The organism is Mesorhizobium loti CJ3sym (assembly GCF_000472785.1).
Taxonomy (GTDB): domain Bacteria; phylum Pseudomonadota; class Alphaproteobacteria; order Rhizobiales; family Rhizobiaceae; genus Mesorhizobium; species Mesorhizobium loti_E.
This window is the reverse complement of sequence record NZ_AXAL01000040.1, coordinates 1-23068: the sequence shown is the minus strand read 5'-3', so window position 1 is coordinate 23068 and position 23068 is coordinate 1. Positions and strand designations below refer to the sequence as shown.

Genomic DNA, 23068 nt, shown 5'->3' with positions numbered 1-23068 from the left:
CTAGTTCATCGAAAGTATGGTCGGCGTCGGTCCGCAGGGACGCCTCATGGACCGCGCTGGAGTCTGCCGCATGACCGATAGTGACGCCCCGATCCTCGTTCTATTTCGCAACGATCTTCGGGTCCGCGACAACCGCGCTCTTTCGGCCGCCGCCGCGACAGGCAGGCCTGTTGTGCCGCTGTTCATACTCGACGAGGAGGTAGAGCTGGCGCGCCGCAAGGGCGGCGCCAGCCGTTGGTGGCTGCACCATTCGCTTTATGCGCTCGCGCGCGACATCGAGGCGTTGGGCGCGCGGCTTATCCTTCGGCAAGGCGCGACGGAGACGATCGTCGCCGAAGCCATCAGCGCGACAAAAGCCGCCTCGGTGTTCTGGAACCGTCGCTATGCGCCGGCCGACATCGAAACCGACAAGTCCATGATGGCGAAGCTGCGCAAGGATGGCTTCGTGGCGGAGAGTTTCGACGGCTTCCTGCTGCATGAGCCATCGCGGTTGAGGACGCAGGCCGGCGAATTCTACAAGGTGTTCACGCCGTTCTACAGGAAGCTGGCGGAGCTCGATCATCGACATCCGGTCGATGCGCCGGACAAGCTCGGCGGCTGGAATGGAAAGCTCCATTCCGATCCGCTTGGCGCGTTCGGCCTGCTGCCGAAAAAGCCCGACTGGTCGGGCGGGCTTGCCGAACGCTGGCAGCCTGGCGAGCAGGGGGCGCTGCAGCGGCTGAAAACATTTATCGAAGACCGCCTCGATAGCTATGCCGAGGGCCGAGACTTTCCCGGCGAGGACGCCACGTCGTGCCTTTCACCGCATCTCGCACATGGCGAGATCACGCCATTCCAGATCATGGGCGCCGTCAGCCATAAGCACTCAGGCGATGCAGAGACGTTCAGGAAAGAACTTGCCTGGCGCGAATTCTCCTATCATCTCCTCTTCAACCTGCCGAAGATCCACCGCGAAAACATCCGCGAGGAGTTCAATGCGTTCAAATGGCGGGGTGCCGCGGCCGAACTGAAAGCGTGGCAGGATGGACTGACCGGATATCCCATCGTCGATGCCGGTCTGCGCGAGCTCTGGCAAACCGGCTATATGCACAATCGTGTCCGCATGATCGCGGCTTCGTTCCTGATCAAGGACCTGCTGATCGACTGGCGCGAGGGCGAGGAATGGTTCTGGGACACGCTGGTAGATGCCGATGCCGCCAACAATCCCGCCAGCTGGCAGTGGGTTGCGGGATCGGGCGCCGATGCGGCGCCTTACTTCCGCATCTTCAATCCCGTGATGCAGGGCGAGAAGTTTGATCCCAAGGGTAGCTATGTCCGCCAATTCGTCCCGGAACTCGCCAAGCTGCCCGACAAATATCTTCATCGCCCGTGGGAGGCGCCGGCCGACATCATGCGGCAGTCTGGTTTGACACTTGGAAGGGACTACCCGCGCCCTATTGTGGACCATGCCATGGCGAGGGACAGGGCATTGGCGGCCTATCGCACCGCGCGCGGGCAGTGATTTTCATATGGGCGCAGCATGACCAGGTAGGAGACTACGTGCCCGTCAAAGACAGGGTAGCTCTCTAAGAGGCCGTTTCGAAAGATACTATAAGTCGAGTGTGAAGTTGAACCGGGCGTAGCGGAGCCATTGGGGCTTAACCACCGCATTTAGGTTCAAGGCAGCGATATCGGTTCTGGTCAGGCGGGCGTCGCCTTCTCCGGCGATTACCGCGGGCAGGTCATATTCAAGCGTAGGGATTAGGCCGCACCACACTCCATCGGCTTGTTTTGGCACGCCGCTTTCAGGATCGAAGAGATGGTCGACCAGCCATAGCTCCCAGCCGAGTACCTCGATTTGGTCTGCCTCGCAGGCTGCCAGGAACGCTTCCGTATCTGCGGGGAGAACGCCAATTTCTCCATTACTCGAGCGGAACGATCGCTCCAGCACAGCAGTCGACAAGGAAGGTGGAAACAGCATGCGGGCGCAACCTCCATGGTTGAGTATCTCGGGATCGGCTGATTCAAGGAGGTTTGCTGATACCAACCTTGGACAAGCCATGTGGACCCGCGACACTCGGCGGCAATATAGCCGCGACCACCTTCGATATCCAAGCAGCCTGTCCGATGCCGAATGGGCGATCGTCGCTGCACACCTTCCGACCCATCGCAAAACCGGGCGACCACGCCGTTGGCCATGGCGATGCCTGTTTGATGGCATCTTGTTCGTGCTGCGAACCGGCGCACCTTGGCGATGTTTGCCACCCGGTTTTCCGCCTTGGCAGACGGTCTATCGGTGGTTCGCCTCCTTGCGTGACACAGGCTTCTTCCAAAGCTTCAATCACGTGCTCGTCCTCGCCGATCGCGTTCGACACGGACGCGAAGAAGCACCTTCCGCCGCCGTTATCGACAGCCAGTCGATAAAGACCACGGAAGCTGGCGGTCCGCGCGGCTACGATGCCGGCAAGAAGGTGATGGGGCGCAAGCGGCACGCCATGGTCGACACTGATGGCCGGGCGCTTGAGCTGCTCGTGCATCCCGGCAACATGCAAGATCGCGACGGAGCGGTGCCACTGCTCAAACAATCCCGCCGTCGTCACCCGTTCGTAGCCAAGGCATTTGCCCATAGTGCTTATAACTCTAGCCGCGTCGCCGATGCCACCTCGATCGACATAGAGATCGTTCGCAAAATGACCGGCCAAATCGGCTTCACGGTTCATCCAAGACGCTGGGTTGTTGAACGAACCTTCGCCTGGTTGGGTCGCAACCGCCGCCTTGCCAAAGATTTCGAAGCCACCATCGGGTCCGCCACTGCGTTCCTCTACGCGGCCGCTGCCATGGTGCTCGTCAGGCGCATCGCACGCTCAGCATGACTTCCGAAACGGACTCTAAGTGCTGGGGATTGACGACCTGACCTATTGCCCGACTTTTTACTTGTTCCCAATATGGGAATATCCTATATCCAGCCATGCAGATCATTGCCAAGAAGGCCCTGAGAGACTTCTGGGCCAAGCACAATCAGGCCGAAGCGCCTTTGACTGCGTGGTATGTGACGGTCGACAAGGCCGACTGGAAGACCCCGGCCGGCATCAAGGTTGCGTTTGGCGCGACGGTTGATTTTGTCGGCGACAATCGTGTCATTTTCGACATAGGCGGCAACAAGTACCGCTTGATCGTCCATGTCGCTTACAAGTTTCACCGTGTCCTGATCAAATTCGTCGGGACGCACAAGGAATACGACAAGATTGATCCGGAGAAGGTGTGATGGACAACATTCGACCCATTAAGACCGACGCCGACTACGATTGGGCGATTGCGGAGATCACCAAATATTTTGAGGATGAACCCGAGGTGGGCTCTGCCGACGGTGACCGTTTCGACGTCCTTGCAACCCTGATCGAGGCCTATGAGGACAAGCACTATCCAATTGAAGCGCCGGATCCTGTCGAAGCCATTCGTTCTCACATGGAACTGTTCAAGCTTCCGCGCAAAGCCCTGGCCGATGTCCTCGGCTCATCGCCTCGCGCGACCGAGGTGTTGAGCCGGAGGCGCGCCCTCACCATGGACATGGTCTTCAAGCTCAACAAGGAATGGCATATTCCGGCAGAAGTTCTTGTGCGGCCCTACCATCTTGCAAAGGACAAGGAACGCAAGCGCACCGGATGAAAGCGACAGGCAGGTGACGATCGCTTCTCGCGGTGATCCCCGGCATCGGGCGCTTCAATGCGTTATTGCATCGCTGCGGGGTTCATCCACAGAAACTCCCACACATGGCCGTCCGGATCTTCGATGTGGCGGTTGAACATGAAGCCGAGGTCCTGCGCCGGATTGGGATCGGCGCGGCCGCCTGCCGTCACGCCCTTCTCGATGACGGCATTGACCTCGTCCTTGCTGTCGACGGTAAGTGCGATCAACATCTGGCTGTCCCGCTTGGCGTCGCCGATCGGGCGTGCTGTGAACTGGCCGTAGTGCTGGTGGGTCAGCAACATCACCCCGATCGCGTCGGTGAACATGATCGAGCTGGCCTGGTCGTTGGAGAATTGCGGGTTCAGCGTGCCGCCGATAGCGAGATAGAACTTGGTGGCCGCTTGCAGATCGCGCACCGGCAGATTGAGGAAGATCATTTTGCTCATCGGCTCAAACCTTGCTTTCGTTGACGGGTACTAGCCAGTCTAGTACTGTCGCAATGGCTATCACATGGGAACGGTACCGTCTAGTACTGGTGGAGGGGCGCTGTGGAAAATAATGTCGAGACGAGGTCGGCCCGCAAGGATCGGGAAATCATCGAAGCGGCCACTGCGGCGTTCATCGCGAAGGGCTATGACGGGACCAGCATGGAGGAAATCGCCACCAAGGCGGGGGCATCCAAGCAAACCGTCTACAAGCATTTCAAGGACAAGGAGACGCTTTTCACCGAAGTCGTCGAGTCCACCGCCAGCCAGACCAACGACATCGTCGAGTCCGTCACCATGCTGCTTTCCGAGGCGAAATTCATGGAGGGTGGCCTGCAGCAGCTCGCCCGACGCATGACGACGACGCTGATGGACGACGAGCTGTTGAAGCTGCGGCGTCTGATTATCGCCAATGCGGATCGGATGCCGCAGCTTGGCCGCAGCTGGTACGAAAAAGGCTTTGAGCGCATGCTGGCCTCGGTGGCTTCATGTTTTCAAAAGCTCACCAGTCGGGGCCTGCTGCAGACCAGCGATCCCCGTTTGGCGGCCAGTCATCTCTTCGGAATGCTGCTCTGGATCCCCATGAACGAAGCCATGTTCACCGGACGCAACCCGCGCTCCAAGGCCGACCTTGAGCGGCATGCCGATGCTTCTGTCGAAGCCTTCCTTGCCGCCTATGGGGTGCGGTCGAAATATTCACGCGCCGTCCGCTGGTGATGCGTCTTGCGGTCGATTGCCCGTCCGCGCGTGTTGTCTTTTGCCCCCGGCACCGTCGCTTTCCTGTGAACGGCAGCCGGGCATCAGGATGCGGTGTGCCAACATCGGCATTTGCATCGCCGGCTCGCGCATGATCCAAGGCAGCGGTAGAGTCCGGGTACTCGTCTTCTCGATTGGAGCTTGAATGACCGTCTTTACACGCCGCAGGCTTCTGAAAACGGCCGCCATCGCCGGCGCAGGTGGGGTCGGGCTCTCGGCCATGGGCAGGCTTGGCAGTTGGGCCGCCGCCACGCCAGAGCCGCTCGTGCTGAAGACAGCGAAAATCCAGGCGAAGCTGATGGATGCCGGCGCGACCAACAATGTACTGACTTATGGCAACGCCGGAATGCCGCCGGTGCTGCGGATGAAAAAGGGTGAGCCGTTCGCCGCGCGCCTGGTCAATGCCATCGATGATCCGACGACGATCCACTGGCACGGCATTCGCGTTCCAAACAAGATGGATGGCGTGCCCTTCCTGGTCCAGCCTTACGTCTACACCGGCGATCATTTCGACTACGCCTTCACCCCGCCGGACGCCGGTACCTTCTGGTATCACCCGCATTGCAACACGCTGGAGCAGATGGGGCACGGCCTGACCGGCGTGATCGTGGTCGAGAACCCCAGCGATCCGAAATTCGACGCCGAATTCGTCCTCAATCTGCGCGATTGGCGCCTCGGCGACGACGCCCAGTTCATCGACCAGTTCCGGCCGCGCGATGCCGCGAGGACCGGCACCTACGGCACGGTGCGCACCGCCAACTGGCTCGACCAGCCGCAATACGACGCACCCGCCGGCGGGCTGGTGCGTCTGCGCATCGCCATCACAGATGTCACGCGCATTTATGCCTTCCGCGTCGACGGTGCCGAGGCGACCGTGATGGCGCTGGATGGCAATCCGGTGCGGGAGCGTTTTTCACCCGATGCCTTGCTGCTCGGACCCGGCCAGCGCATGGAACTCGCCATCCGCATGCCCGACCAAGAGGGCGCGATCGTCAGCCTGCGGGATGTCAGGGGCACCAAGCCTAAGGTTCTGGCGACCTTCCATGCGACCGGCAGCTCGCTCAAGCGGGATGTCCGCGATGTTGCTCCGCTTGAAGTGAATCCGGTGGCGAAGGTCGATCTCGCCGCCGCCCAGCATATTTCGCTGGCGCTCAGCGCTACCGCCGAAAACATTCCGAGCGACGGTATCTGCGGCTCACTCGGCTACAGTTTCTGGGCCATCAACAAGGTGCCGTGGCCGGGCGATACGCCGGACCCGACAGCACCACTGGCCGAGCTGAAGCTCGGCAAGAGCTATGTCATCGACATGGAAAACCTGACGCCGCAATCGCATCCGATGCATCTGCATGGCATGAGCTTCAAGGTGCTTTTATCCTCGACGCGGCCCGTTCAGCCGCTGATTTCCGACACCTATCTCATCCAGCCCAACGAGAAGGTCCAGCTCGGCTTCGTCGCCGACAATCCCGGCGACTGGCTGCTGCATTGCCACATCATCGAGCATCAGAAATCAGGCATGACGAGCTATATCAGGGTGGTCTGAGTCTGGAGCGGAGGCGTCAGTTTCCGCGACCACTTGTGATCATCACTTGCGCAGCTGCGCCTCGATCTCGTCCAGCACCTTGTCCTTGCCGATGCCGGTGAGGAAGGCAAGGCCCTTGATGACCGGCTTGGTCACGGAAGCCGAGATCGGCGTCGTGGAGACGATGAAGTCGACGCTGTCGACCAGCCCCGGCACTTCGGTGGCCTTTGCCTGCTGCGCGTTGAAGGTGAGGCCGCGCTTCTTCATCGCCTCGGTGACGGCGACGTTGACTGCGGTCGACGTCGCGATGCCCGTGCCACAGGCAAAGAGAATTGTTTTCTGTCTGGACATCTCTTGCTTCTCCCTGGTTATCAGCCGAGAACGGCACGCACGTCGTCAAGCGTCCCGGCCGACCTCAAGCCGTCCAATGCCTCTGGATTCTGGATGGTGGCCATGACGGACTGCAGCGCTTCAATCTGCTTGTCCTTGTCATTGATGGCAAGCAGGAAGACGAAGCCGACAGGCAGCTTCTCGTCGGGGTCTTCCATGTTGGCGAAGGTCACGGGCCGCTTCAGCGTGCCCATCGCAATGCCGGGCTTCAGCACATGCTCGGGATCGGTATGCGGCACCGCGACATTGTCGGCGCGTTCCAGCGGCAGTCCCGTTGGAATGGTCCTTTCGCGGTGCACGACCGCGTCGGCATAGGAGCTTTTGACATAGCCCAGGGTTTCCAGCCGGCCAGCCAGGATGCGGATGATCTCCTCATTGGTCGAGGCATCGGATCCGAGCACGATCGCCTCGGGATCCAGAAGCTGCATGAGGCCTTCGGGCATATCTTGCTCCGTTGATAAGATCGTGCGCCCGGGGAGGGCGCACGTTCGTTTCGAATTGAAGGCGCGATGGTGCTCAGGCGGTGCCTTCGGCCGGCTCGTCCTCGGCGCCTGCTGCCCGTTCCCAACCGAGTGGGTTGCGGCGGTAGAGGACAAACAGGGCGGCGATGACCACGGCGATCACTATGATGCCGACAACGCCAAGTCCCATGGCCTCGATGATGACATAGGGCACCCACAGGAAGCCGTCGACGACCGAGGTGATCTGCAGCGCGTCCGCCGGCAGCTTGAAGCCCGAAGCGACGGCCGCGCTGGTGAACAGCGGCGCCAGTGCGTTGGCGACGTAGAAGCCGATGGCCAGGGTCACCGTGCCGATCACCACCATGCGGAACACATTGCCTTTGACCAGCGGCGCGGCCATGGCGACGATGAACGGAATGACCGCAAGGTCAGCGAACAGGATGACGCGGTTGCCGGGCAGTATGATGGACAGGATGATCGCGATCGGCACCAGGATCTGCGCCGAAGCGAGATGCGGCACGGAGATGCCAGGCACGCCATAGAACTGCTGCACCGCGCGCGCCGACCAGTCGGCGAACAGCAGCGAGAACGCGGCGACGGCAATGCCATAGGCCAGATTGTCGGTGGCGGCCACGACGAGCGAGCCGACAAAGGCGAAGTGCCAGAAATTCCAGACGTCGACATTGAGCGTGCGCGTCATGCGCGTCAGCAGCAGCACGATGTTGAACAGAATGCCGACCGGGATGACCCACAGGCCAACCGACGAGCCGAAGGCGATCGCCGCGGCCGAAGGCCAGCCGACATCGATGATGTCGCGGTGGATACCGGTGTTGGTGACAATGGCCTTGGCAACGTCGCCGATCGACGTGAACATCAGGCCAAGCACCAGGTTGATGCCGATGAAGGCGACACCGATGGTGACGGCGGCCCGAAAAGCCTTGCTGACCTTGGCGTCCAAAATGACGGCAATGATGAAAATGACGATCGGCAGCAGGATCGTCGGGCCAAGCGTGTCGATGGCCCCTTTGGGGCCCGCGAGAATTGTATCCATTCTTCCTCCCCTGGAGCCCCGAGCCTATGCCTCGCAATGCTCCTTGATCTCATCCAACGCCTCTGCCGCCACCTCGGCGCAAAGGCACTCCCCAGATTGCCGCGAGACGAATGCCCCTCCGAGCGGTCGTCTTGTGAACATTTGCCTTTTTCAGCAAACGAATGTTTTATTGAAGCTGTTCACAGCAATGTGAATCGGCGACCCTTTGGGCCAATCGGGCAAAGGAAAGCCGCGTTTCCCGCGTCATTTTCGCTGGAAACGGCCGGCCGGAGCCGGTTTCGTTGGCACAGGTGACCGGTCCCTGCTAATCCGGCCGCAAATCAAGAAGCTGTGGACATCCCCGTATGATCAATGTCGCCCTGACCGGCCTTGCTCGCGATCTTGCCAAGCGTGCGTCGGAGGGCCGTCCCGTCCGCATTGGCGTCATCGGCTCTGGCGAAATGGGCACCGACCTGGTCACGCAAGGCATGCTGATGCCGGGCATATCGGTTTGCGCCGTCTCGACGCGGCGTCCGCACACCGCGCGCGAGGCCATCCGTATCGCCTATGGCGACGAAGCCATGGCGGTCGAAGCCGACACTCCATCGAAAGTCACCGCGGCAATCGAGGCGGGAAAAATCGCCGTCACCTCCAATGAGATGCTGGTCACCAATCCATTGATCGACGTCGTCATCGACGCCACCGGCAAACCCGGTGTCGCTGCCGATTTCGATCTGATGGCGATGGAGCATGGCAAGCATCTGGTGATGATGAATGTCGAGGCCGACGTCACCATTGGCTGCTATCTCAAGCAGCAGGCCGACCGGCTTGGCGTCGTCTATTCGGTCGGCGCCGGCGACGAGCCGTCCAGCTGCATGGAACTGATCGAGTTCGCCTCCGCACTGGGCCTGACCATCGTCTCGGCCGGCAAAGGCAAGAACAACCCGCTCAATCATGACGCCGTGCCCGACGACTATCGCGAGGAAGCGATCCGCCGCAACATGAACCCGCGCATGCTGGTCGAGTTCGTCGACGGCTCGAAAACCATGGTCGAGATGTGTGCCATCGCCAACGCCACCGGCCTGGTGCCCGATGTGCCCGGCATGCACGGCCCGAAGGCCGACCGCGACGACCTCGTCAAGGTGCTGATCCCACGTGAGGACGGCGGACTGTTGCTGAAAAAAGGCGTCGTCGATTATACGATCGGCAAGGGTGTGGCGCCCGGTGTCTTCGTCATCGTCGAGGCGACGCACCCGCGCATCATCGAGCGCATGGACGATCTGCATATCGGCCATGGTCCCTATTACAGCCTGTTCCGACCCTATCACCTGACGTCACTGGAAGTGCCGCTGACCGCCGCCCGCATCGTGCTGTTCGGCAAGCCTGATATGGTGCCGCTGCCACGGCCGGTCGCCGAAGTATGCGCCGTCGCCAAGCGTGACCTGACCGCCGGCGAAACCTTCGATGCCATCGGCGAGACCTGCTATCGCTCCTGGACGATGACCGTCGGCGAGGCCCGCGCCCAGCGCGCCGTGCCGGTCGGCCTGCTCGAGGGCGGCAAGGTGTTGAAACCGGTCAGGAAGGGCGAGTTGCTGACCGCCGGCAATGCCGCGCCTGATCAGACGACGAAGCTGTTCGCTTTGCGCCGGCTGCAGGATGAGATGCTGTACGGAACGGGTTGAGGCTTACTTCCCCAGTTCGATCGACCGCAGCCGCGCCGCCTCCACCGCTTCGGTGAGCAGATTGGTCAGCCGATCCTCGCCCATCAGCACGGCAAGGGCGGCAGCCGTCGTACCGTTCGGGCTGGTCACCTGCTGGCGCAGCACGCCCGGTTCGTCCTGGCTCTCGGCGGCGAGCGAGGCAGCACCATAGACCGTCTGCATGGCGAGCAGCCTGGCGGTTGCCGTCGGCAGTCCGGCCTTCTCGGCGGCCACGGTCAGCGCCTCGATGAAATGGAAGATATAGGCCGGCCCCGATCCCGACACGGCGGTCACCGCATCCATCAGGCCTTCGTCGTCAATGGTGGCCACTTCGCCGCTGGCCGACAGCAGGTCGGCGACAAACCGCTTGGTATCATCGGAGACGAGCGGGTTGGAGAACACCACCATCATGCCCTTGCCGATGGAAGCGGGTGTGTTGGGCATGCAGCGCACAACAGGTGCATGGTTGCCGAGGATCTCTTCGAAAGTGGCGACCGGGGTACCGGCAGCGATGCTGACAAACGTGGTGCGGCCGTCGCCGAAGCGTTTGTAGGAAGTGGTGACGTGGCGGATCACTTGGGGCTTCACCGCGATGACGACGAGATCGGGCACGGTGTCGGCCGGAATATCGCCGGCATCAGCAGCTATCGCACAGCCGAGCGCGGCGGCGCGCTGGCGCAGATCGTTATTGGGCTCGACCACGAAAACCGTCGCTGGCGCAAGCTTGCCGGACTTCAGCCAGCCCGAAAGCATGGCGTAACCCATATTGCCGCACCCGGCGAGAACAAGCCTGATCGTCATTGGAGCCCTCCAAAAAGCAGGCCCCTCCATAGACGTTCAGGTCCAGCCGTGGAAGCCCTGTCAGGCCGGGCGGGTAGATCGCGAATCGCGATCGGAGCCACGCACCACGATCGGCCGCAGCGACACTTGTCTCAGGCCAAGCACGCCGAGCACGAAGAACAGCCAGACCGGGTCGCCACGATGGAAGAAGAAGCTCTCGAGAAAAGCATTGAGCGCGGTGAACAGCACCACCATCATGAAGAAGTCACCGAGAAAGATGTTTTCCCGGCGCAGCGGGATACGCATGTAGTCGCGCAGCGGTGCGATGAGGAAGGTGTAGACCGCCACGCAAAGGGCGGGAATGCCCATCAGCACGGCGATGTCGAGATAGCCGTCATGGCCGTGCACGATAGTCCGGATGTCCCAGGGCCGGTCGAAGGGCTGATCCTGGTTGAGCAGCAGCGGCGTGCCCCAGAAGCTTTCATAGCCGTAACCCGTCCATGGCTTCTTCGCCAGCATCGAGCCGGCGAACTCCCACAGCGTCGTGCGGCCGGTATAGGTCATGTCGGGAAAATAGATCGCCGCCAGATGCTTCACCGGCGGCAGGAAGACGATGCCCAGCGTGCCGACCGCCGTGGCGATGATCGCCAGAGCAAACAGGATCGGCGTGCCGAGCCGCATGCCCATAAGGCTCGGCAGCACCACAATCAGGATCGAGAACGGCACCAGGCCGGCCGTCGTCTTGGAGCCGGTGTGCAGCATGAAGATCATCGCCGCGCAAAAGATTGCCGCGCCCCACCAGCGTTGCCCGCGGCGATAGAGATAAAGGCCGGCGAAGCTGAAGCAGGCCATGATTGGGCCGGCGATGTTCTTGTGGGTGAACACGCCGCGCCACAGGCCGGCATGTTCGGGCTCCTGTGAATCGGCCGTGTGCAGCGCTTCGTGCGGAAAGACTATGAGGCCGAGATAGGAAAGGCCCATGACCACCACGGCGGTGAAAATGATGACCTTGGAGATGGCCTCGGCATCGCGTGGCAGCACCAGGATGGTTGCCATGGTCAGGATGCCGATCATGGTGAAGGAGGCGGCGCGCATCGCCGAGGGCGGGTCGGTCGCCAGCACCACCGACAGGAAGAAGAAACCCAGCATCAGCGTCCAGGACGGGCTGAGCAGCGAGCGCACGACGCGCGGATCGGCGAAGGCCATCAGCGAGAAGATTGAAATGCCGCCGAGCGCGCCGAAGCCGAGCTGGTTGACGATGTCGCCGCCGTCGCCGGTGAGCTCGCCGCCGCCCGGTTGAAACGGCCGGAACGACACCATGATGACCGTGAACAGCAGTGCGGCAATGGCAGTCGCCACGCCATCGCGCGTAAACGCGTCGCTGAGCGGGGCGCGCTCAGTTTTTCTCGGGCTGACGATACTGCTCATTGGCATATCCGAATTCGGCCATCACGCGGCCCAGCGCCACATGGACGGGATAGATGGCGATCGCCGGCGATCCGGTCCGCACGAGCCGGATCAGGCCGCGAAACGGTGAGGCGGCCAGCAACGCCAGGCTCTTCGCGAACACCTTGGCGCCGGCGAATGGCGTGCCGGCACGCTTCTTCTTCTCGACCAGTGTCGAGATGACGCCGTTGCGCAGGCTGCGGGCCCTGATCCAGTCGGCTTCGACACGCCGGGCCGGAACGGTCTCTTGCACCTTGGCCTCGGCGCACCAGCCGAGCACAAAGCCCTTTTGCGTCGAGCGGCTGAGAAAGTCGGAATCACCGCCGCCCATGAAATTGAATTTGAGATCGAGGAAGGGTGGCCCCATGGCAATCAGCACATTGCGTCCAACCAGAAGATTGCCGGACGAATAAAGCGCGGGCACGCGTCCCGTCTCCCGGTAGGGAGGCGCAAAGACGGGATGTCCGGCCCATTGCGCATGGGCGGGATCGGCAAAGACGGGCACCTGCGGGCCGCCGACAATGTCAGCGCCAAGCGTTTCCGCAGCCGAGCACATCCGCTCCAGCCATTGCGGGTCGGCGATCTCGTCATCGTCGATAACCAGCAGATGTCTGAAGTTCGGGAAGTGCAGGATCGCTGTCTGCCAGCCGGCATTGTAGGCGCTGCAATTGCCACGCTGATGCGCGATGATGACCATGCCTGGCATGTCGCCGCGCTCGAACAGCGGCAGCACCGCCTTGGCGCCTTCACGCGCCTCGGCTTCGTTCTCCATGACGATGACGGCAAAGCGCCGGCCGGTCCGCTGCGCGCGAAGCGACGCCAGCGTTTCCAGCACTTGTTCGGGTCGCTTGAACGTCGGCAAGGTGACGACCGCTTCGACAGCCTCCACGTCAAGCCGGGGAGACCGTCCAGCGATCGATATCGAACCATCCGATGGCAAAGGGATCATCCGTCTCCAGCCGCGTCGTGAGTTGGGTTCTGGTAGCACCACGGTGATAAGCTTTCGTTAATCACCTTTCACTGAGCGGCCCACAGCTCCGCCGTTCCGACGCGTTTAACAGGATGACTTAATCAAGGGTTCACCGCGCTTTGCTACCGGCTACACCAATGGATAGGTGAGATGCATCTGCTGTTCGCCACATCGATCGTGCCCGACGGCGCTCTCGCCTCGGGCTATGAGATCGCCAACGCTGCAATCATCGCCGCTTTGCGGCGCGCCGGCGCGCGCGTCACGGTCGTCGGCTTCACCTGGCCGGGGAAAGCCGCGGCCGATCCGGAAAACACCGTTGTCCTGGGTGCCATCGACGTGCGTACGGAAAGTGCCTCGGCGCTGCAAAAACTAGTCTGGGTCGGCAAGGCGATGCTGTCGGGTCTCACCTTCGCATCGGCCAAGCTGCGCGCGGTGTCCGACCAAGCTGTTCTGGCCGCTGTCGAACAGGCCGGTCCGTTCGATGGCTATGTGCTGAATTCCGTGCAGTTTGCCAGCGCCTTTGAAAGGCTGTTCGAAGACCAGCCTTCGATCTTCGTCGCCCACAATGTCGAGCATCTTTCGGCGCGGGAGAATGCCGCTGCCGCCGGCAGCCTCTTCCAGCGCCTGCTGTTCCGCCGCGAGGCACGGTTGCTCAAAATCGTGGAAGAACGCCTCTGCCGCCGCGCGCGCTTCGTGTTCACGCTGGCGGAGGAGGATCGCGCGGCACTCGGCGTCGCCGCCGCCGACCGTTCAGCGGTGCTCCCGCTGGTGACCGGCGTCAGGGCGCCAACCCGGAAGGGCCCGCGCCAGATCGACTGCGATGCCGCCTTGGTCGGTACCTGGACCTGGCAGCCGAACCGCATCGGCCTCGACTGGTTCCTGGGCAAGGTGGTGCCGCATCTGCGGCCGGGTTTTCGCATCCGCATCGCGGGACACAGGCCTTCCGGTATCACCTCGACGCATCCGGGTGTCGAGTTTGTCGGCCGTGTCCCGGATGCCAGGGCGTTCGTGTCGGGTGCTGCCGTCATTCCGCTGATAAGCACCGCCGGCAGCGGCGTGCAACTGAAGACCATCGAGACCTTCGAGCTCGGCCTGCCTTCGGTCGCCACCAGCCGCTCGCTGCGCGGCATCGACCATCGCCCCGACAATTGCGTCGTCACCGACGATCCGGCCGGTTTCGCCAGGGCTCTGGAGACAGCGGCGGCCAATATCCGAGACGTCGATGGCAGCGCGTTCCATCGCCAGCAGGTCAAGGCACTCGATGTCGCCATCCGGCTCGGCCTCGAAAAACTCGGCGCGGTCAGGCAGGAGGTGTTTGCATGAATATGCACACCGCCCGCGCCGCATTCGGGCTCGACAGCCTGAAGACGATCCTCGGCATCTCGGTGCTCGCCATCCGCTGGGACGATGCCATTGCCCTGCTGAACCGGCTGATTGCCGAGCGGCGCTTCACCAAAGTCAGTTTTCTCAACGCCCACAATGCCAACATCGCCTATTCAGATCCGGCCTTCGCCGAGGCGCTGGACGATTTCCTCATCCTGCCGGACGGCATCGGCGTCGATCTCGCTGCCAGGCTTCTCTATGGCGCACCATTTCCGGACAATCTCAACGGCACCGATTTCGTGCCGGCCTTCCTGCAGGCCTCGACGAGGCCGCTGACCGTCGGGCTGCTCGGCGCAACGCGTGTCAACGCCGAGGCGGCGTCGGTCAAGCTGGCGGCACTTGCCGTGCAGCACAATTTCGTCGTCATTCATGATGGCTATTTCTCCGCCGCACAGGAACCGGAGATCATTGGCCGGATCGCAGCGTTGCGGCCTGATATGCTGCTGGTTGCAATGGGTGTGCCGCGCCAGGAACTGTGGATCGCGCGCCACATTGACGACCGCCATTGCACTATGCCGGTGGCGGTTGGCGCACTGCTCGATTTCCTGAGCGGCTCGGTGCCGCGCGCGCCGTTGTGGATGCGGCGCCTGCGGCTGGAATGGTTGTTCCGGCTGGCGGTCGAGCCAAGCCGGCTGTGGCGCCGCTACGTGGTCGGCAATCCTGTTTTCCTGTGGCGCGCCGTCAAGCAGAGACTGTCGCGTGGAGCCGAAACGGGCGGAGAGCTCCGTTGAACAAGCGGTTCGTTCCAGACCCTCTGGTTGGCCCGGGCCTGTTGCCGAAAACGCCGACCGCAGCAGTGGTGACGGCAAGTTACGCACCGGATTTCGAGCGTTGCCGGCTGCTGTGCGAGACGCTCGACCGGCATGTCTCCGGTGCCGCGCATCACTACATACTGGTCGAACATCGGGACGTAGCACTTTTCCGTCAGCTGGAGACAGACCGGCGCTCCGTCATCGATGAGCGCGACCTGCTGCCGCGCTGGCTGCACGCTTTCGACGATCCCCTCAGTCTGTTTCGCCGGCGTGTCTGGCTCAGCCTGAAGACGCAGCCGCTGCGCGGCTGGCACGTGCAGCAGCTGCGCCGCATCGCCATATCGGCCCATGCCGTGGAAGACGTTCTGGTCTTCTGCGATTCCGACGTCGCTTTCCTGAAGCCGTTCGACTGCGCCGCCTTCTGGCGCGACGGCGAGGCACGCCTGTTCCGCCGCGACGGCGTGCTTGCGCAGGAGGGGCATGACGAGCACCGCATCTGGTCGAGCAATGCCGGCTCGGCGCTTGGCATCGACCCGTCGCGGACGTCGGTCCACGATTACATCTCGACGCTGATCGCCTGGCGCCGCGACACCGTGCTTGCCATGTGCGGACAGATCGAGAAGGTCCATGGCCGCGACTGGGTCGAGGTGGTCGGTCAGGCGCGCCGATTCTCCGAATGCATGATCTATGGCCGCTATGTCGACGATCTGCTCGACGGAGCCGGTCACTTCCACGGTTCGGAAGAATTCTGCCGCGTCCACTGGACGGGTGAGGCGCTGTCGGACGACGAGTTCCGCCGCTTCGTGGACGGCATGGCGCCGGAACAGGTGGCGATCGGCATGCAATCCTTCATCGGCACCGATATCGGCCGCATCCGGCGTTTGATCGGGCTTCAATCCTCGTAGTCTTAGATTGGCTTCGCCGGCTTGCGCATCGCGGAATAGGTCAGCAGCATCGAGGCGAGATAGAGCAGCAGGAAGACGATGTTGAGCGACAGCACCAGCTTCGGCGTGTCGGAGATGGTCGTCAGCACATAGGTCAGCAACAGCCCCTTCAGTCCGGCGAGCAAGCCGAGATTGATCGCGCGTACCAGCGTCTGGCCGCGCGCGAACAGAAGCTCGGCCTGGTATTCGACCAGATTGCGCAATCCTGGAACGCAGATCGCCAGCGCCACCAGGGGAGCTGCCTCGGAGACATTCTTGCCGAGCGCGTTGGGGAAGAAATGCAGCACGATGCCAAGCGCCAGCAGCGCCGCCGTCGAGACCGCGAACACGCCGCCCTCAATGCCGCTCTTGACCGTCAAGCGCGACAACAGGTCCGGCGCGCGCATCATGCGTTGCACCAGCATCATGGAGAACGTGCGGATGGGGATTGCGGTGAGGTCAACCAGCCGCATGATGATGGCATAGATGCCGGCCAAATGCGGGCCGCCGATCGCCAGCACCAGCAGCTTGTCGAACTCCGATTGCAGGTAGAACAGTATCTCGGCGCCGGCAACGTAGAGGGAATCGGCAAGCCGCCGCAGATAAAGCTCGATGCGCAGCCGAAGCCGCTGGCGCGGATAGAACCAGCCGAAAGCCAAAAGCAGCGAGGCTGCGTTGGCGCCAATATAGAACCACGACCACACCCAGATGCTGTGCTGTGCCCAAAGCATGAACAGCACCGCGCCAAGCGCCCGCAGCGCTGTCGCCAGGATCGCCAGCACGGCAGCACGGCCGAACTTGCCCAGCCCGTTGTTGACGATCAGCGCCACTTCCACCGGCCGCCACAGCAGCGCCTCGGCGAAGACGATTGCCGAAAACACCGACAGCGGTACGGTGCCGGCGAAGAAGATCAGGTAGACGCCGAACGAGGCCGCGGCCAGCAGCGGCAGCGATACGATCCCGAGCAGCAGGAAGCCGGCGGTGAAGGTACCAATCAGATTGGGGCGGATGGTGGCGGTGCGATAGAGCGCCGAGATGAAACCAAAGGCCAGGATCCGCGACAGCATCACGCCGGCCGCCGAAGCGGTGGCGAACATGCCGAACTCGGAGATGGACAGGGTGTTGGCAAGTGCGATGAAGTAGGCCAGCGAAAACACCAGTCGCCCACCGGCGCCGCTGATCGCCGAAAAATAGTCGCGAACCAGCCCCCGTCGCTCGGCCACGAAAGTGCCGATCCGGGCGAAAGTCCGCCTTTGCGGTATGCCGCGAGCCTCGGTCATGTCCGGGGAAGCCATAGGCGGGAAAGCTTAACGCGCCGTTTTGAGGCCCGAACAAGTTGAAATTCCCGCGCTTGAGGTTATGAAAAGCTTACCCGCCGGCCTGCCGAAATTAACCTTTTGTTTCCTATGCTTGTTTAGCGTGACTTAACGATTGGCCGACCGCCGCTGCCAAGCGGCCAAAAAGTGAAGCTCCAAGACAATGGTCGACAGGGAAAACCGTGAAGACTGGAGGCGCGAGCGTTCCTTGCTGGCGCTCGGCCAGGCCATGCGCGGCGAGGATGACACCGACCCGTCCCTGGTCTCCATAGGCGATCGAGCCGATCCGTCATGGCGCGAGGATGCTGCCACACGACATCGTCTGGCCCGTTCACGGCGTGAGGCGCGGGCGAACCCGACACCGTCTGCCGCCGCCGAAACAGAGCGGCTCCGGCCAGACGAGCAGCCGGAGGCTGCTGCACAGGAGGACGCCTGGCGCTCGCAGGAGGGCGTCGGCACCGGCGATTTGCCGCCGGCGATGCCGCGCGCAAGGGCGGCCGCCGAAGAGCCTTCCGCCGGCGTTAGCTCTCATGACACATCCGGATCCCACCATGAGGGTGAAGCGAATGCCTCCTTTGGCGGTCGTGGTGACGACCAGCAATGGAAGCCGTTGATCGATCCGATGCAGGTGGTGCGCGGCATTGCCAAGTCGAAGCTGCTGATCATCACGACCACCCTGATCGGCGCCGGGCTGGGCATAGCGATCGCGCTGTCGACGCCGAAGAAATATGAAGCCACCGCCGAACTGATCGTCGATCCGCGGGACCTCAAGCTCACCGACCGTGACCTTACCCAAAATGTCGTCGCTTCCGACGCTACGCTCGCCATCGTTGAAAACCAGGTCCGGGTGCTGACCTCGGGCACGGTTTTGAACAAGGTCGTCGACAAGCTCAATCTCGTCAACGATCCGGAGTTCAACGGTCAGGGCTCCGGCGGCCTCGGCATCAGGTCGCTGATCCATTCGATCCTGTCACGCCAGGATGGGCCGGAGGGTGTCGATCAAGTCCGTCGGCGCGCGCTCGCCGTCGGCAATCTGGCCGAAAGCCTCTCGGTCGAGCGCGGCGGCAAGACCTTCGTCATCACCGTCAGCGCGATAACGCAGAACGGCGAGAAATCGGCCCTCATCGCCAACACGATGACGGATGTGTTTCTGCAGACCTTCGGTCAGATTCAGTCGGATACGGCCGGCCGCGCGACCGACGAACTGACGGCAAGGCTCGATGACCTGCGCAAGGGCGTCGAGGCGGCCGAGCGCAAGGTCGAGGATTTCAGGGCCTCGCATGATCTTGTCGATGCCCAAGGCCATCTGATCAGCGACGACGAGATGCTGAAGCTCAACGAGCAGCTCTCGGTCGCTCGCGCCCGCACGCTGGAATTGAATGCGAGGGCGGCCTCGGCGCGTTCGATCGACGTCAATTCGGTTCTCTCCGGCACCTTGCCGGAAGAGATCAACTCCAACACGATGAGCGATCTGCGCTCGCAATATGCGACGCTCAAGCAGGAGGCCGATCGTGCCGCCATCCGGCTCGGCCCGCGCCATCCCGAACTCCAGGCGATCAACGCACAGATCGCCGGCGCGCGCGACCGCATCGCAGGTGAATTGCGCCGCATCGCCTCTTCGCTGCAGGTCGATCTGAAACGCGCCGTTCAGCTCGAACAGGATCTTTCCTCCCGCCTTGCCCAGCTCAAGGTCCGCAGCGGCGACGTCAACAGCGATTTGGTGTCGATGCGCGAACTGGAGCGTGAGGCCGCCGCCAAGCGCTCCGTTTACGAACAATATCTGCTGCGCGCCAAGGAGACCGGCGAGCAGAAGGACATCAACACCGCCAACATGAATGTGATCTCCAAGGCTTTTGCGCCGCTCGAAGCGAAAGGCCCGTCGCGCGCCTTGATGGCGCTTGCCGGACTGCTGCTTGGCTTTGCCTCTGGCGTTGGCCTTGGTGCCATGCGCGGCGCCTATGAAAGCTTGCGCGAGACAGCAACATCGCGCTCGCGCCGCGACCGCAAGGCGCCTCTCGAGGCGCAGGCATTTCGAGCAGCACCGCCACCGGCGCCGCCAATGCCGGCAGCGCCAGTGCCCCCGGCGCCACCGCCCCCGCCACCCGCAACACCGCCGCTCGTCGCGCAGACCGAAGCCGCGCCAGCCGAAAGGCCCAGGCGGATCGGCGCCCTCATGGCGAAGCTGCGCAACGCCGTGTCCCGCAAGCCACCCGCCGAAGTGGATGACGCCAGCGAGTTCGCCGCCTTTGGTGAAAACGCGCGGCCGACGGATGCTGCCATACCCTCCGGCTTCCCGAACCCGGATCCCGCCTTCATGCCTCGACCGTCGGACTATTCGCGGCCGCCTTTCCAGCCAGGCTTCGATGCCACCTATTCCCAGCCCATGGGTCCGCCGTCGCGGTCACCCCTGATGCCACCGTTGCCGGTCTATCCGGCTCCCCTTCCGCCTCCCTACCCCCATGGACAGCAGGCAAGCTATCCGCAGACGCAGACCTGGCAGGCACAGCCGTCGGCAGGCAGCCCCTATGCCCAGGCCCCCTATGCCGGGCATATGCCGTACCCGCCACAGGCCGCTGCGCCGCAGCCGCCTGCCTATGCAGCCCCGCCATCGCCGGAGCCTGATCACCAGGTCCAGGAAAGCGCCGAACAGGCGCCCATCGAGGAAATTCGCGCCAGCCTGCGCGAATTCCGCGAAGCGGTCCGCGAACTCACCGAGAGCCGCGCCCGCCGCCGCTATTTTTGAGCCACCGAATACTTCGCGGAGGCCGAACAAAACCAACCCGGTTTCGCGTAAACGGCATCGGACGGCGTTTTGACGGGATTGCGTTGTCGGATTTTCGTGACAATGCCGCGCTGCATGTTGCCGATGCCGCTGCGATGCGGCGTTTTGGCGAAACGGTGTTGAGGATGGTTCATGGCCGAAGTGATTGACGGAAAAAGCGTTGCCGCCGATGTGGTGCAGACGGTCAAGGCGCTGACCGCCGAACTGGTCGCCAAGGGCAAGTCCCAGCCTGGCCTTGCTGTCGTCATCGTCGGCGAGGATCCGGCGAGCCAAGTCTATGTTGCTTCCAAGTCGCGCACCGCCAAGGAATGCGGCTTTCACTCGCTCCAGCACACGCTGCCGGCCGAAACCTCTGAGGAGGCGTTGCTCAAGATCATCGCCGACCTCAACGCCGATCCAGCCATCAACGGCATACTGGTGCAGCTGCCGCTGCCTGCCCATATCGACGCCGGCAAGATCATCCAGGCCATCGCGCCTGAGAAGGATGTCGACGGCTTCCATTTCATCAATGTCGGCAAGGTCGGCACCGGCGAACTCGACACCGCCTTCGTTCCTTGCACGCCCGCCGGCTCGATGCTTCTCATCGAGCGTGTGCGCGGCAAGGACCTGTCCGGGCTCAATGCGGTTGTCGTCGGCCGCTCCAACATCGTCGGCAAGCCGATGGCCAATCTGCTGCTTGCCGCCAATTGCACCGTCACCATTGCCCACAGCCGCACGAAGGACTTGCCTGCGCTCGCCCGCACCGCCGACATTCTTGTCGCCGCCGTCGGCCGGCCGGAAATGATTAGGGGGGATTGGGTCAAGCCCGGTGCCACCGTCATCGATGTCGGCATCAACCGCATTCCCGCACCTGAGAAGGGCGAGGGCAAGTCGCGCCTCGTCGGCGATGTCGCCTATGCCGAGGCGGCCAAGGTCGCCGGCGCCATCACGCCGGTGCCCGGCGGCGTTGGCCCGATGACCATTGCCATGCTGATGGCCAATACGTTAGCTTCTGCCTACCTTGCGGCCGGATTGAAACGGCCCTCCTTCTGAGAGCGCCAGCTTTGCCGAACCCTTTTGTTTCCCAGGAACGGCCAGTCACGAGTGACCCCGTTCAAGGCGGCCGGCAGTTCGCCTTCCTGCTGGTCGACAAGTTTTCGATGTTCTCGCTGGCCGCCGCGATCGACACGTTCCGCTCGGCCAACCGCCTGCTCGGCCGCGATTTCTACGGCTGGACCACAGTATCGGCCGACGGCGATCCGGTGATGGCCTCCAACGGCCTGCCGCTCAAGATCGACTATGCCGTTGCCGACCTGCCGCCGGTGGACATCCTCTTCGTTTCGGTCGGCCTGACGACGGAATTTCCCGGCAAGAGCAAGGTTCTGGCGGCCTTGCGCAGCTGGGGCCGGCGTGGCAATGCGCTTGGCGCGCTGTCGGTTGGTTCGTACCTTTTGGCCGAGGCCGGACAGCTCGACGGGTACCGCTGCACCATCCATTGGGAAAACCGCGCCGGCTTCATGGAGCGCTTCCCCGACATCAACTGCACCGGCAATGTCTTCGAGATCGACCGCAAGCGCTACACCTGCGCCGGCGGCACCACCTCGATCGACCTGATGCTGGAGATCGTGCGCGGCGATTTCGGTTCGAACCTCGCCAATGGCGTCGCCAACCAGTTCCAGCATGAGCGTATCCGCTCGGCCGGCGACCGCCAGCGCGTCGGGCCGGAGCGCGACCTGACCGGCAAGTCGGAGAAGCTGAGGCGCATCGTCGAACTGATGGCCGACCATCTCGACGAACCGCTGTCGGCGGTGCAACTCGCCAAGTCGGCCGGTCTTTCGGTGCGCCAGGTGGAGCGCCTGTTCCTGCGCCACCTCAGCGTCACGCCCGGCCGCTACTACATGCGGCTGCGGCTGGAGCGGGCACGCGAATTGCTGCGCCAGACCAACATGCCGATCCTCGACGTGGCGATCGCGACGGGATTCACCTCGCATTCGTATTTCGCCCAGAGCTACCGGCTGCAGTTTGGCCGTCCGCCGTCCGAAGAACGACGCACCACCTACTGAGCCAGTTCCGGTCCATGCCCGGACATGGAGACGACAAGCAGGCGCCTTGAGCGAGATGGCTGCGTGTGGGCTTGTGTCCCGGCACGCGCTCAAATAGTTTTGAGCCGCAGGCGGGGCGGCTACTCAGGAGATTCTGATGTTGGGACTTTCACGGAGCGTCGCTGCGGCGATCCTCCTTTTGTCGATGACGACGTTCGGCTTTGCCGCAAACAAGGTCATCATCATTCTCGATGCATCCGGCTCGATGTGGGCGCAGATCGACGGCAAGCCCAAGCTCGAAATTGCTCGGGAAACGCTGAGAACCGTGCTGAAGTCGGTTCCCGCCGACGATGAGATCGGCTTCATGGCCTATGGCCATCGCGAGAAAGGCAGCTGCGAGGACATCCAGCTGATCGTGCCGCCTCAGGCTGGCTCGGCAAGCGCCATCACGGACGCCGCCGACAGTCTGAAATTCCTCGGCAAGACGCCGCTGACGGCGGCCGTCAAGCAGGCCGCCGAAGCCTTGAAATACACGGAGGACAAGGCAACCGTCGTCCTCATCACCGATGGCCTGGAAACCTGTGGTGGCGACCCCTGTGCTCTTGGCAAGGAACTGAAGGCATCCGGCGTCGACTTCACCGCCGATGTCGTCGGCTTCGGCCTGACAGCCGATGAAGGCAAGCAGATC

23 protein-coding genes are annotated in these 23068 nt (G+C 62.7%); 14 read left to right on the top strand and 9 right to left on the bottom strand.

From position 1 onward, the window contains the following. The first annotated feature begins 70 nt into the window (after positions 1-70). Complete coding sequence (locus tag A3A9_RS0133615; RefSeq protein ID WP_027062499.1) at positions 71-1501, top strand: cryptochrome/photolyase family protein; 1431 nt, start codon at positions 71-73, stop codon at positions 1499-1501. A gap of 87 nt (positions 1502-1588) precedes the next feature. Here A3A9_RS0133615 and A3A9_RS0133610 read toward each other — a convergent pair whose 3' ends face one another. Beyond that, positions 1589-1960, bottom strand: a complete 372-nt coding sequence (locus tag A3A9_RS0133610; protein WP_027062498.1) for a hypothetical protein — start codon at positions 1958-1960, stop codon at positions 1589-1591. 79 nt (positions 1961-2039) lie between these two features. Here A3A9_RS0133610 and A3A9_RS0133605 point away from each other — a divergent pair, with 79 nt between their 5' ends. The 3 genes from A3A9_RS0133605 to A3A9_RS0133595 all read left to right on the top strand — a co-directional run bounded on the left by A3A9_RS0133605 (position 2040) and on the right by A3A9_RS0133595 (position 3645). Then, positions 2040-2852, top strand: a complete 813-nt coding sequence (locus tag A3A9_RS0133605; RefSeq protein ID WP_027062497.1) for an IS5 family transposase — start codon at positions 2040-2042, stop codon at positions 2850-2852. Positions 2853-2947: 95 nt separating this feature from the next. Continuing rightward, the gene (locus A3A9_RS0133600) at positions 2948-3244 is read left to right on the top strand and encodes a type II toxin-antitoxin system HigB family toxin (protein WP_027062496.1); all 297 of its coding nucleotides are present in this window, start codon (positions 2948-2950) and stop codon (positions 3242-3244) included. Further along, positions 3244-3645, top strand: coding sequence for a helix-turn-helix domain-containing protein (locus tag A3A9_RS0133595; RefSeq protein ID WP_027062495.1), 402 nt, complete (start codon positions 3244-3246; stop codon positions 3643-3645). The genes A3A9_RS0133600 and A3A9_RS0133595 overlap by 1 nt, the downstream gene beginning before the upstream one ends. A 62-nt stretch (positions 3646-3707) precedes the next feature. On the opposite strand, the gene A3A9_RS0133590 is transcribed toward A3A9_RS0133595, so the two are convergent. Next, positions 3708-4112 (bottom strand): VOC family protein, encoded by a 405-nt coding sequence (locus A3A9_RS0133590; protein ID WP_027062494.1) that lies wholly within the window; start codon positions 4110-4112, stop codon positions 3708-3710. 102 nt (positions 4113-4214) lie between these two features. On the opposite strand from A3A9_RS0133590, the gene A3A9_RS0133585 reads away from it, so the two are divergent. Both A3A9_RS0133585 and A3A9_RS0133580 read left to right on the top strand, forming a co-directional pair. Next, entirely contained in the window at positions 4215-4868 is a 654-nt protein-coding gene (locus tag A3A9_RS0133585; RefSeq protein WP_027062493.1) for a TetR/AcrR family transcriptional regulator, read from the top strand. A gap of 184 nt (positions 4869-5052) precedes the next feature. After that, positions 5053-6447, top strand: coding sequence for a multicopper oxidase family protein (locus A3A9_RS0133580; RefSeq protein WP_027062492.1), 1395 nt, complete (start codon positions 5053-5055; stop codon positions 6445-6447). A gap of 42 nt (positions 6448-6489) precedes the next feature. Here A3A9_RS0133580 and A3A9_RS0133575 read toward each other — a convergent pair whose 3' ends face one another. The 3 genes from A3A9_RS0133575 to A3A9_RS0133565 all read right to left on the bottom strand — a co-directional run bounded on the left by A3A9_RS0133575 (position 6490) and on the right by A3A9_RS0133565 (position 8328). Then, on the bottom strand, positions 6490-6777 hold the full coding sequence (locus A3A9_RS0133575; RefSeq protein WP_027062491.1) for a PTS sugar transporter subunit IIB: 288 nt from the start codon (positions 6775-6777) through the stop codon (positions 6490-6492). Between the two features lie 20 nt (positions 6778-6797). Continuing rightward, positions 6798-7259, bottom strand: a complete 462-nt coding sequence (locus tag A3A9_RS0133570; RefSeq protein WP_027062490.1) for a PTS sugar transporter subunit IIA — start codon at positions 7257-7259, stop codon at positions 6798-6800. 73 nt (positions 7260-7332) lie between these two features. Beyond that, positions 7333-8328, bottom strand: a complete 996-nt coding sequence (locus A3A9_RS0133565) for a PTS transporter subunit IIC (RefSeq protein ID WP_027062489.1) — start codon at positions 8326-8328, stop codon at positions 7333-7335. Positions 8329-8672: 344 nt separating this feature from the next. On the opposite strand from A3A9_RS0133565, the gene A3A9_RS0133560 reads away from it, so the two are divergent. Then, complete coding sequence (locus A3A9_RS0133560) at positions 8673-9989, top strand: NAD(P)H-dependent oxidoreductase (protein WP_027062488.1); 1317 nt, start codon at positions 8673-8675, stop codon at positions 9987-9989. 3 nt (positions 9990-9992) lie between these two features. Here A3A9_RS0133560 and proC read toward each other — a convergent pair whose 3' ends face one another. From proC to A3A9_RS0133545, 3 genes are read right to left on the bottom strand one after another with little or no spacing between them, the layout of a single operon-like run. Beyond that, positions 9993-10808, bottom strand: a complete 816-nt coding sequence (gene proC, locus A3A9_RS0133555) for a pyrroline-5-carboxylate reductase (protein ID WP_027062487.1) — start codon at positions 10806-10808, stop codon at positions 9993-9995. 60 nt (positions 10809-10868) lie between these two features. Beyond that, positions 10869-12215 (bottom strand): O-antigen ligase family protein, encoded by a 1347-nt coding sequence (locus tag A3A9_RS0133550; RefSeq protein ID WP_027062486.1) that lies wholly within the window; start codon positions 12213-12215, stop codon positions 10869-10871. Further along, a complete protein-coding gene (locus tag A3A9_RS0133545) occupies positions 12184-13182 on the bottom strand; it encodes a glycosyltransferase family 2 protein (RefSeq protein WP_027062485.1) in 999 nt (332 codons plus the stop codon). The genes A3A9_RS0133550 and A3A9_RS0133545 overlap by 32 nt, the downstream gene beginning before the upstream one ends. Before the next feature lie 171 nt (positions 13183-13353). On the opposite strand from A3A9_RS0133545, the gene A3A9_RS0133540 reads away from it, so the two are divergent. The 3 genes from A3A9_RS0133540 to A3A9_RS0133530 are packed head-to-tail and all read left to right on the top strand — an operon-like array spanning position 13354 to position 16243. Continuing rightward, a complete protein-coding gene (locus tag A3A9_RS0133540) occupies positions 13354-14526 on the top strand; it encodes a glycosyltransferase family 4 protein (RefSeq protein ID WP_027062484.1) in 1173 nt (390 codons plus the stop codon). After that, the gene (locus tag A3A9_RS0133535; protein ID WP_027062483.1) at positions 14523-15317 is read left to right on the top strand and encodes a WecB/TagA/CpsF family glycosyltransferase; all 795 of its coding nucleotides are present in this window, start codon (positions 14523-14525) and stop codon (positions 15315-15317) included. The genes A3A9_RS0133540 and A3A9_RS0133535 overlap by 4 nt, the downstream gene beginning before the upstream one ends. Further along, positions 15314-16243, top strand: coding sequence for a DUF6492 family protein (locus tag A3A9_RS0133530; RefSeq protein ID WP_027062482.1), 930 nt, complete (start codon positions 15314-15316; stop codon positions 16241-16243). Before A3A9_RS0133535 ends, A3A9_RS0133530 begins: the two co-directional genes overlap by 4 nt. 2 nt (positions 16244-16245) lie before the next feature. Here A3A9_RS0133530 and A3A9_RS0133525 read toward each other — a convergent pair whose 3' ends face one another. Then, positions 16246-17541 carry a lipopolysaccharide biosynthesis protein gene (locus tag A3A9_RS0133525; protein WP_027062481.1) on the bottom strand — a complete coding sequence of 432 codons (1296 nt, stop codon included), beginning with the start codon at positions 17539-17541 and terminating at the stop codon, positions 16246-16248. A 199-nt stretch (positions 17542-17740) separates the two neighbouring features. Here A3A9_RS0133525 and A3A9_RS0133520 point away from each other — a divergent pair, with 199 nt between their 5' ends. The 4 genes from A3A9_RS0133520 to A3A9_RS40200 all read left to right on the top strand — a co-directional run. Next, complete coding sequence (locus A3A9_RS0133520; RefSeq protein WP_027062480.1) at positions 17741-20320, top strand: GumC family protein; 2580 nt, start codon at positions 17741-17743, stop codon at positions 20318-20320. 171 nt (positions 20321-20491) lie between these two features. Next, entirely contained in the window at positions 20492-21391 is a 900-nt protein-coding gene (gene folD / locus A3A9_RS0133510) for a bifunctional methylenetetrahydrofolate dehydrogenase/methenyltetrahydrofolate cyclohydrolase FolD (RefSeq protein WP_027062478.1), read from the top strand. Positions 21392-21402: 11 nt separating this feature from the next. Then, a complete protein-coding gene (locus A3A9_RS0133505; protein ID WP_027062477.1) occupies positions 21403-22401 on the top strand; it encodes a GlxA family transcriptional regulator in 999 nt (332 codons plus the stop codon). A 136-nt stretch (positions 22402-22537) separates the two neighbouring features. Beyond that, positions 22538-23068, top strand: a 531-nt coding sequence (locus A3A9_RS40200; protein ID WP_152536239.1) for a vWA domain-containing protein, incomplete at its 3' end; no start/stop codon positions are given.

What these genes read in the sequence shown, in the direction of transcription:
- A3A9_RS0133615 (WP_027062499.1), top strand. Translation starts at nt 71, where the DNA reads ATGACCGATAGTGACGCCCCGATCCTCGTTCTATTTCGCAACGATCTT.
- A3A9_RS0133610 (WP_027062498.1), bottom strand. Translation starts at nt 1,960, where the DNA reads ATGCTGTTTCCACCTTCCTTGTCGACTGCTGTGCTGGAGCGATCGTTC.
- A3A9_RS0133605 (WP_027062497.1), top strand. Translation starts at nt 2,040, where the DNA reads ATGTGGACCCGCGACACTCGGCGGCAATATAGCCGCGACCACCTTCGA.
- A3A9_RS0133600 (WP_027062496.1), top strand. Translation starts at nt 2,948, where the DNA reads ATGCAGATCATTGCCAAGAAGGCCCTGAGAGACTTCTGGGCCAAGCAC.
- A3A9_RS0133595 (WP_027062495.1), top strand. Translation starts at nt 3,244, where the DNA reads ATGGACAACATTCGACCCATTAAGACCGACGCCGACTACGATTGGGCG.
- A3A9_RS0133590 (WP_027062494.1), bottom strand. Translation starts at nt 4,112, where the DNA reads ATGAGCAAAATGATCTTCCTCAATCTGCCGGTGCGCGATCTGCAAGCG.
- A3A9_RS0133580 (WP_027062492.1), top strand. Translation starts at nt 5,053, where the DNA reads ATGACCGTCTTTACACGCCGCAGGCTTCTGAAAACGGCCGCCATCGCC.
- A3A9_RS0133575 (WP_027062491.1), bottom strand. Translation starts at nt 6,777, where the DNA reads ATGTCCAGACAGAAAACAATTCTCTTTGCCTGTGGCACGGGCATCGCG.
- A3A9_RS0133570 (WP_027062490.1), bottom strand. Translation starts at nt 7,259, where the DNA reads ATGCCCGAAGGCCTCATGCAGCTTCTGGATCCCGAGGCGATCGTGCTC.
- A3A9_RS0133565 (WP_027062489.1), bottom strand. Translation starts at nt 8,328, where the DNA reads ATGGATACAATTCTCGCGGGCCCCAAAGGGGCCATCGACACGCTTGGC.
- A3A9_RS0133560 (WP_027062488.1), top strand. Translation starts at nt 8,673, where the DNA reads ATGATCAATGTCGCCCTGACCGGCCTTGCTCGCGATCTTGCCAAGCGT.
- proC (WP_027062487.1), bottom strand. Translation starts at nt 10,808, where the DNA reads ATGACGATCAGGCTTGTTCTCGCCGGGTGCGGCAATATGGGTTACGCC.
- A3A9_RS0133550 (WP_027062486.1), bottom strand. Translation starts at nt 12,215, where the DNA reads ATGAGCAGTATCGTCAGCCCGAGAAAAACTGAGCGCGCCCCGCTCAGC.
- A3A9_RS0133545 (WP_027062485.1), bottom strand. Translation starts at nt 13,182, where the DNA reads ATGATCCCTTTGCCATCGGATGGTTCGATATCGATCGCTGGACGGTCT.
- A3A9_RS0133540 (WP_027062484.1), top strand. Translation starts at nt 13,354, where the DNA reads ATGCATCTGCTGTTCGCCACATCGATCGTGCCCGACGGCGCTCTCGCC.
- A3A9_RS0133535 (WP_027062483.1), top strand. Translation starts at nt 14,523, where the DNA reads ATGAATATGCACACCGCCCGCGCCGCATTCGGGCTCGACAGCCTGAAG.
- A3A9_RS0133525 (WP_027062481.1), bottom strand. Translation starts at nt 17,541, where the DNA reads ATGACCGAGGCTCGCGGCATACCGCAAAGGCGGACTTTCGCCCGGATC.
- A3A9_RS0133520 (WP_027062480.1), top strand. Translation starts at nt 17,741, where the DNA reads ATGGTCGACAGGGAAAACCGTGAAGACTGGAGGCGCGAGCGTTCCTTG.
- folD (WP_027062478.1), top strand. Translation starts at nt 20,492, where the DNA reads ATGGCCGAAGTGATTGACGGAAAAAGCGTTGCCGCCGATGTGGTGCAG.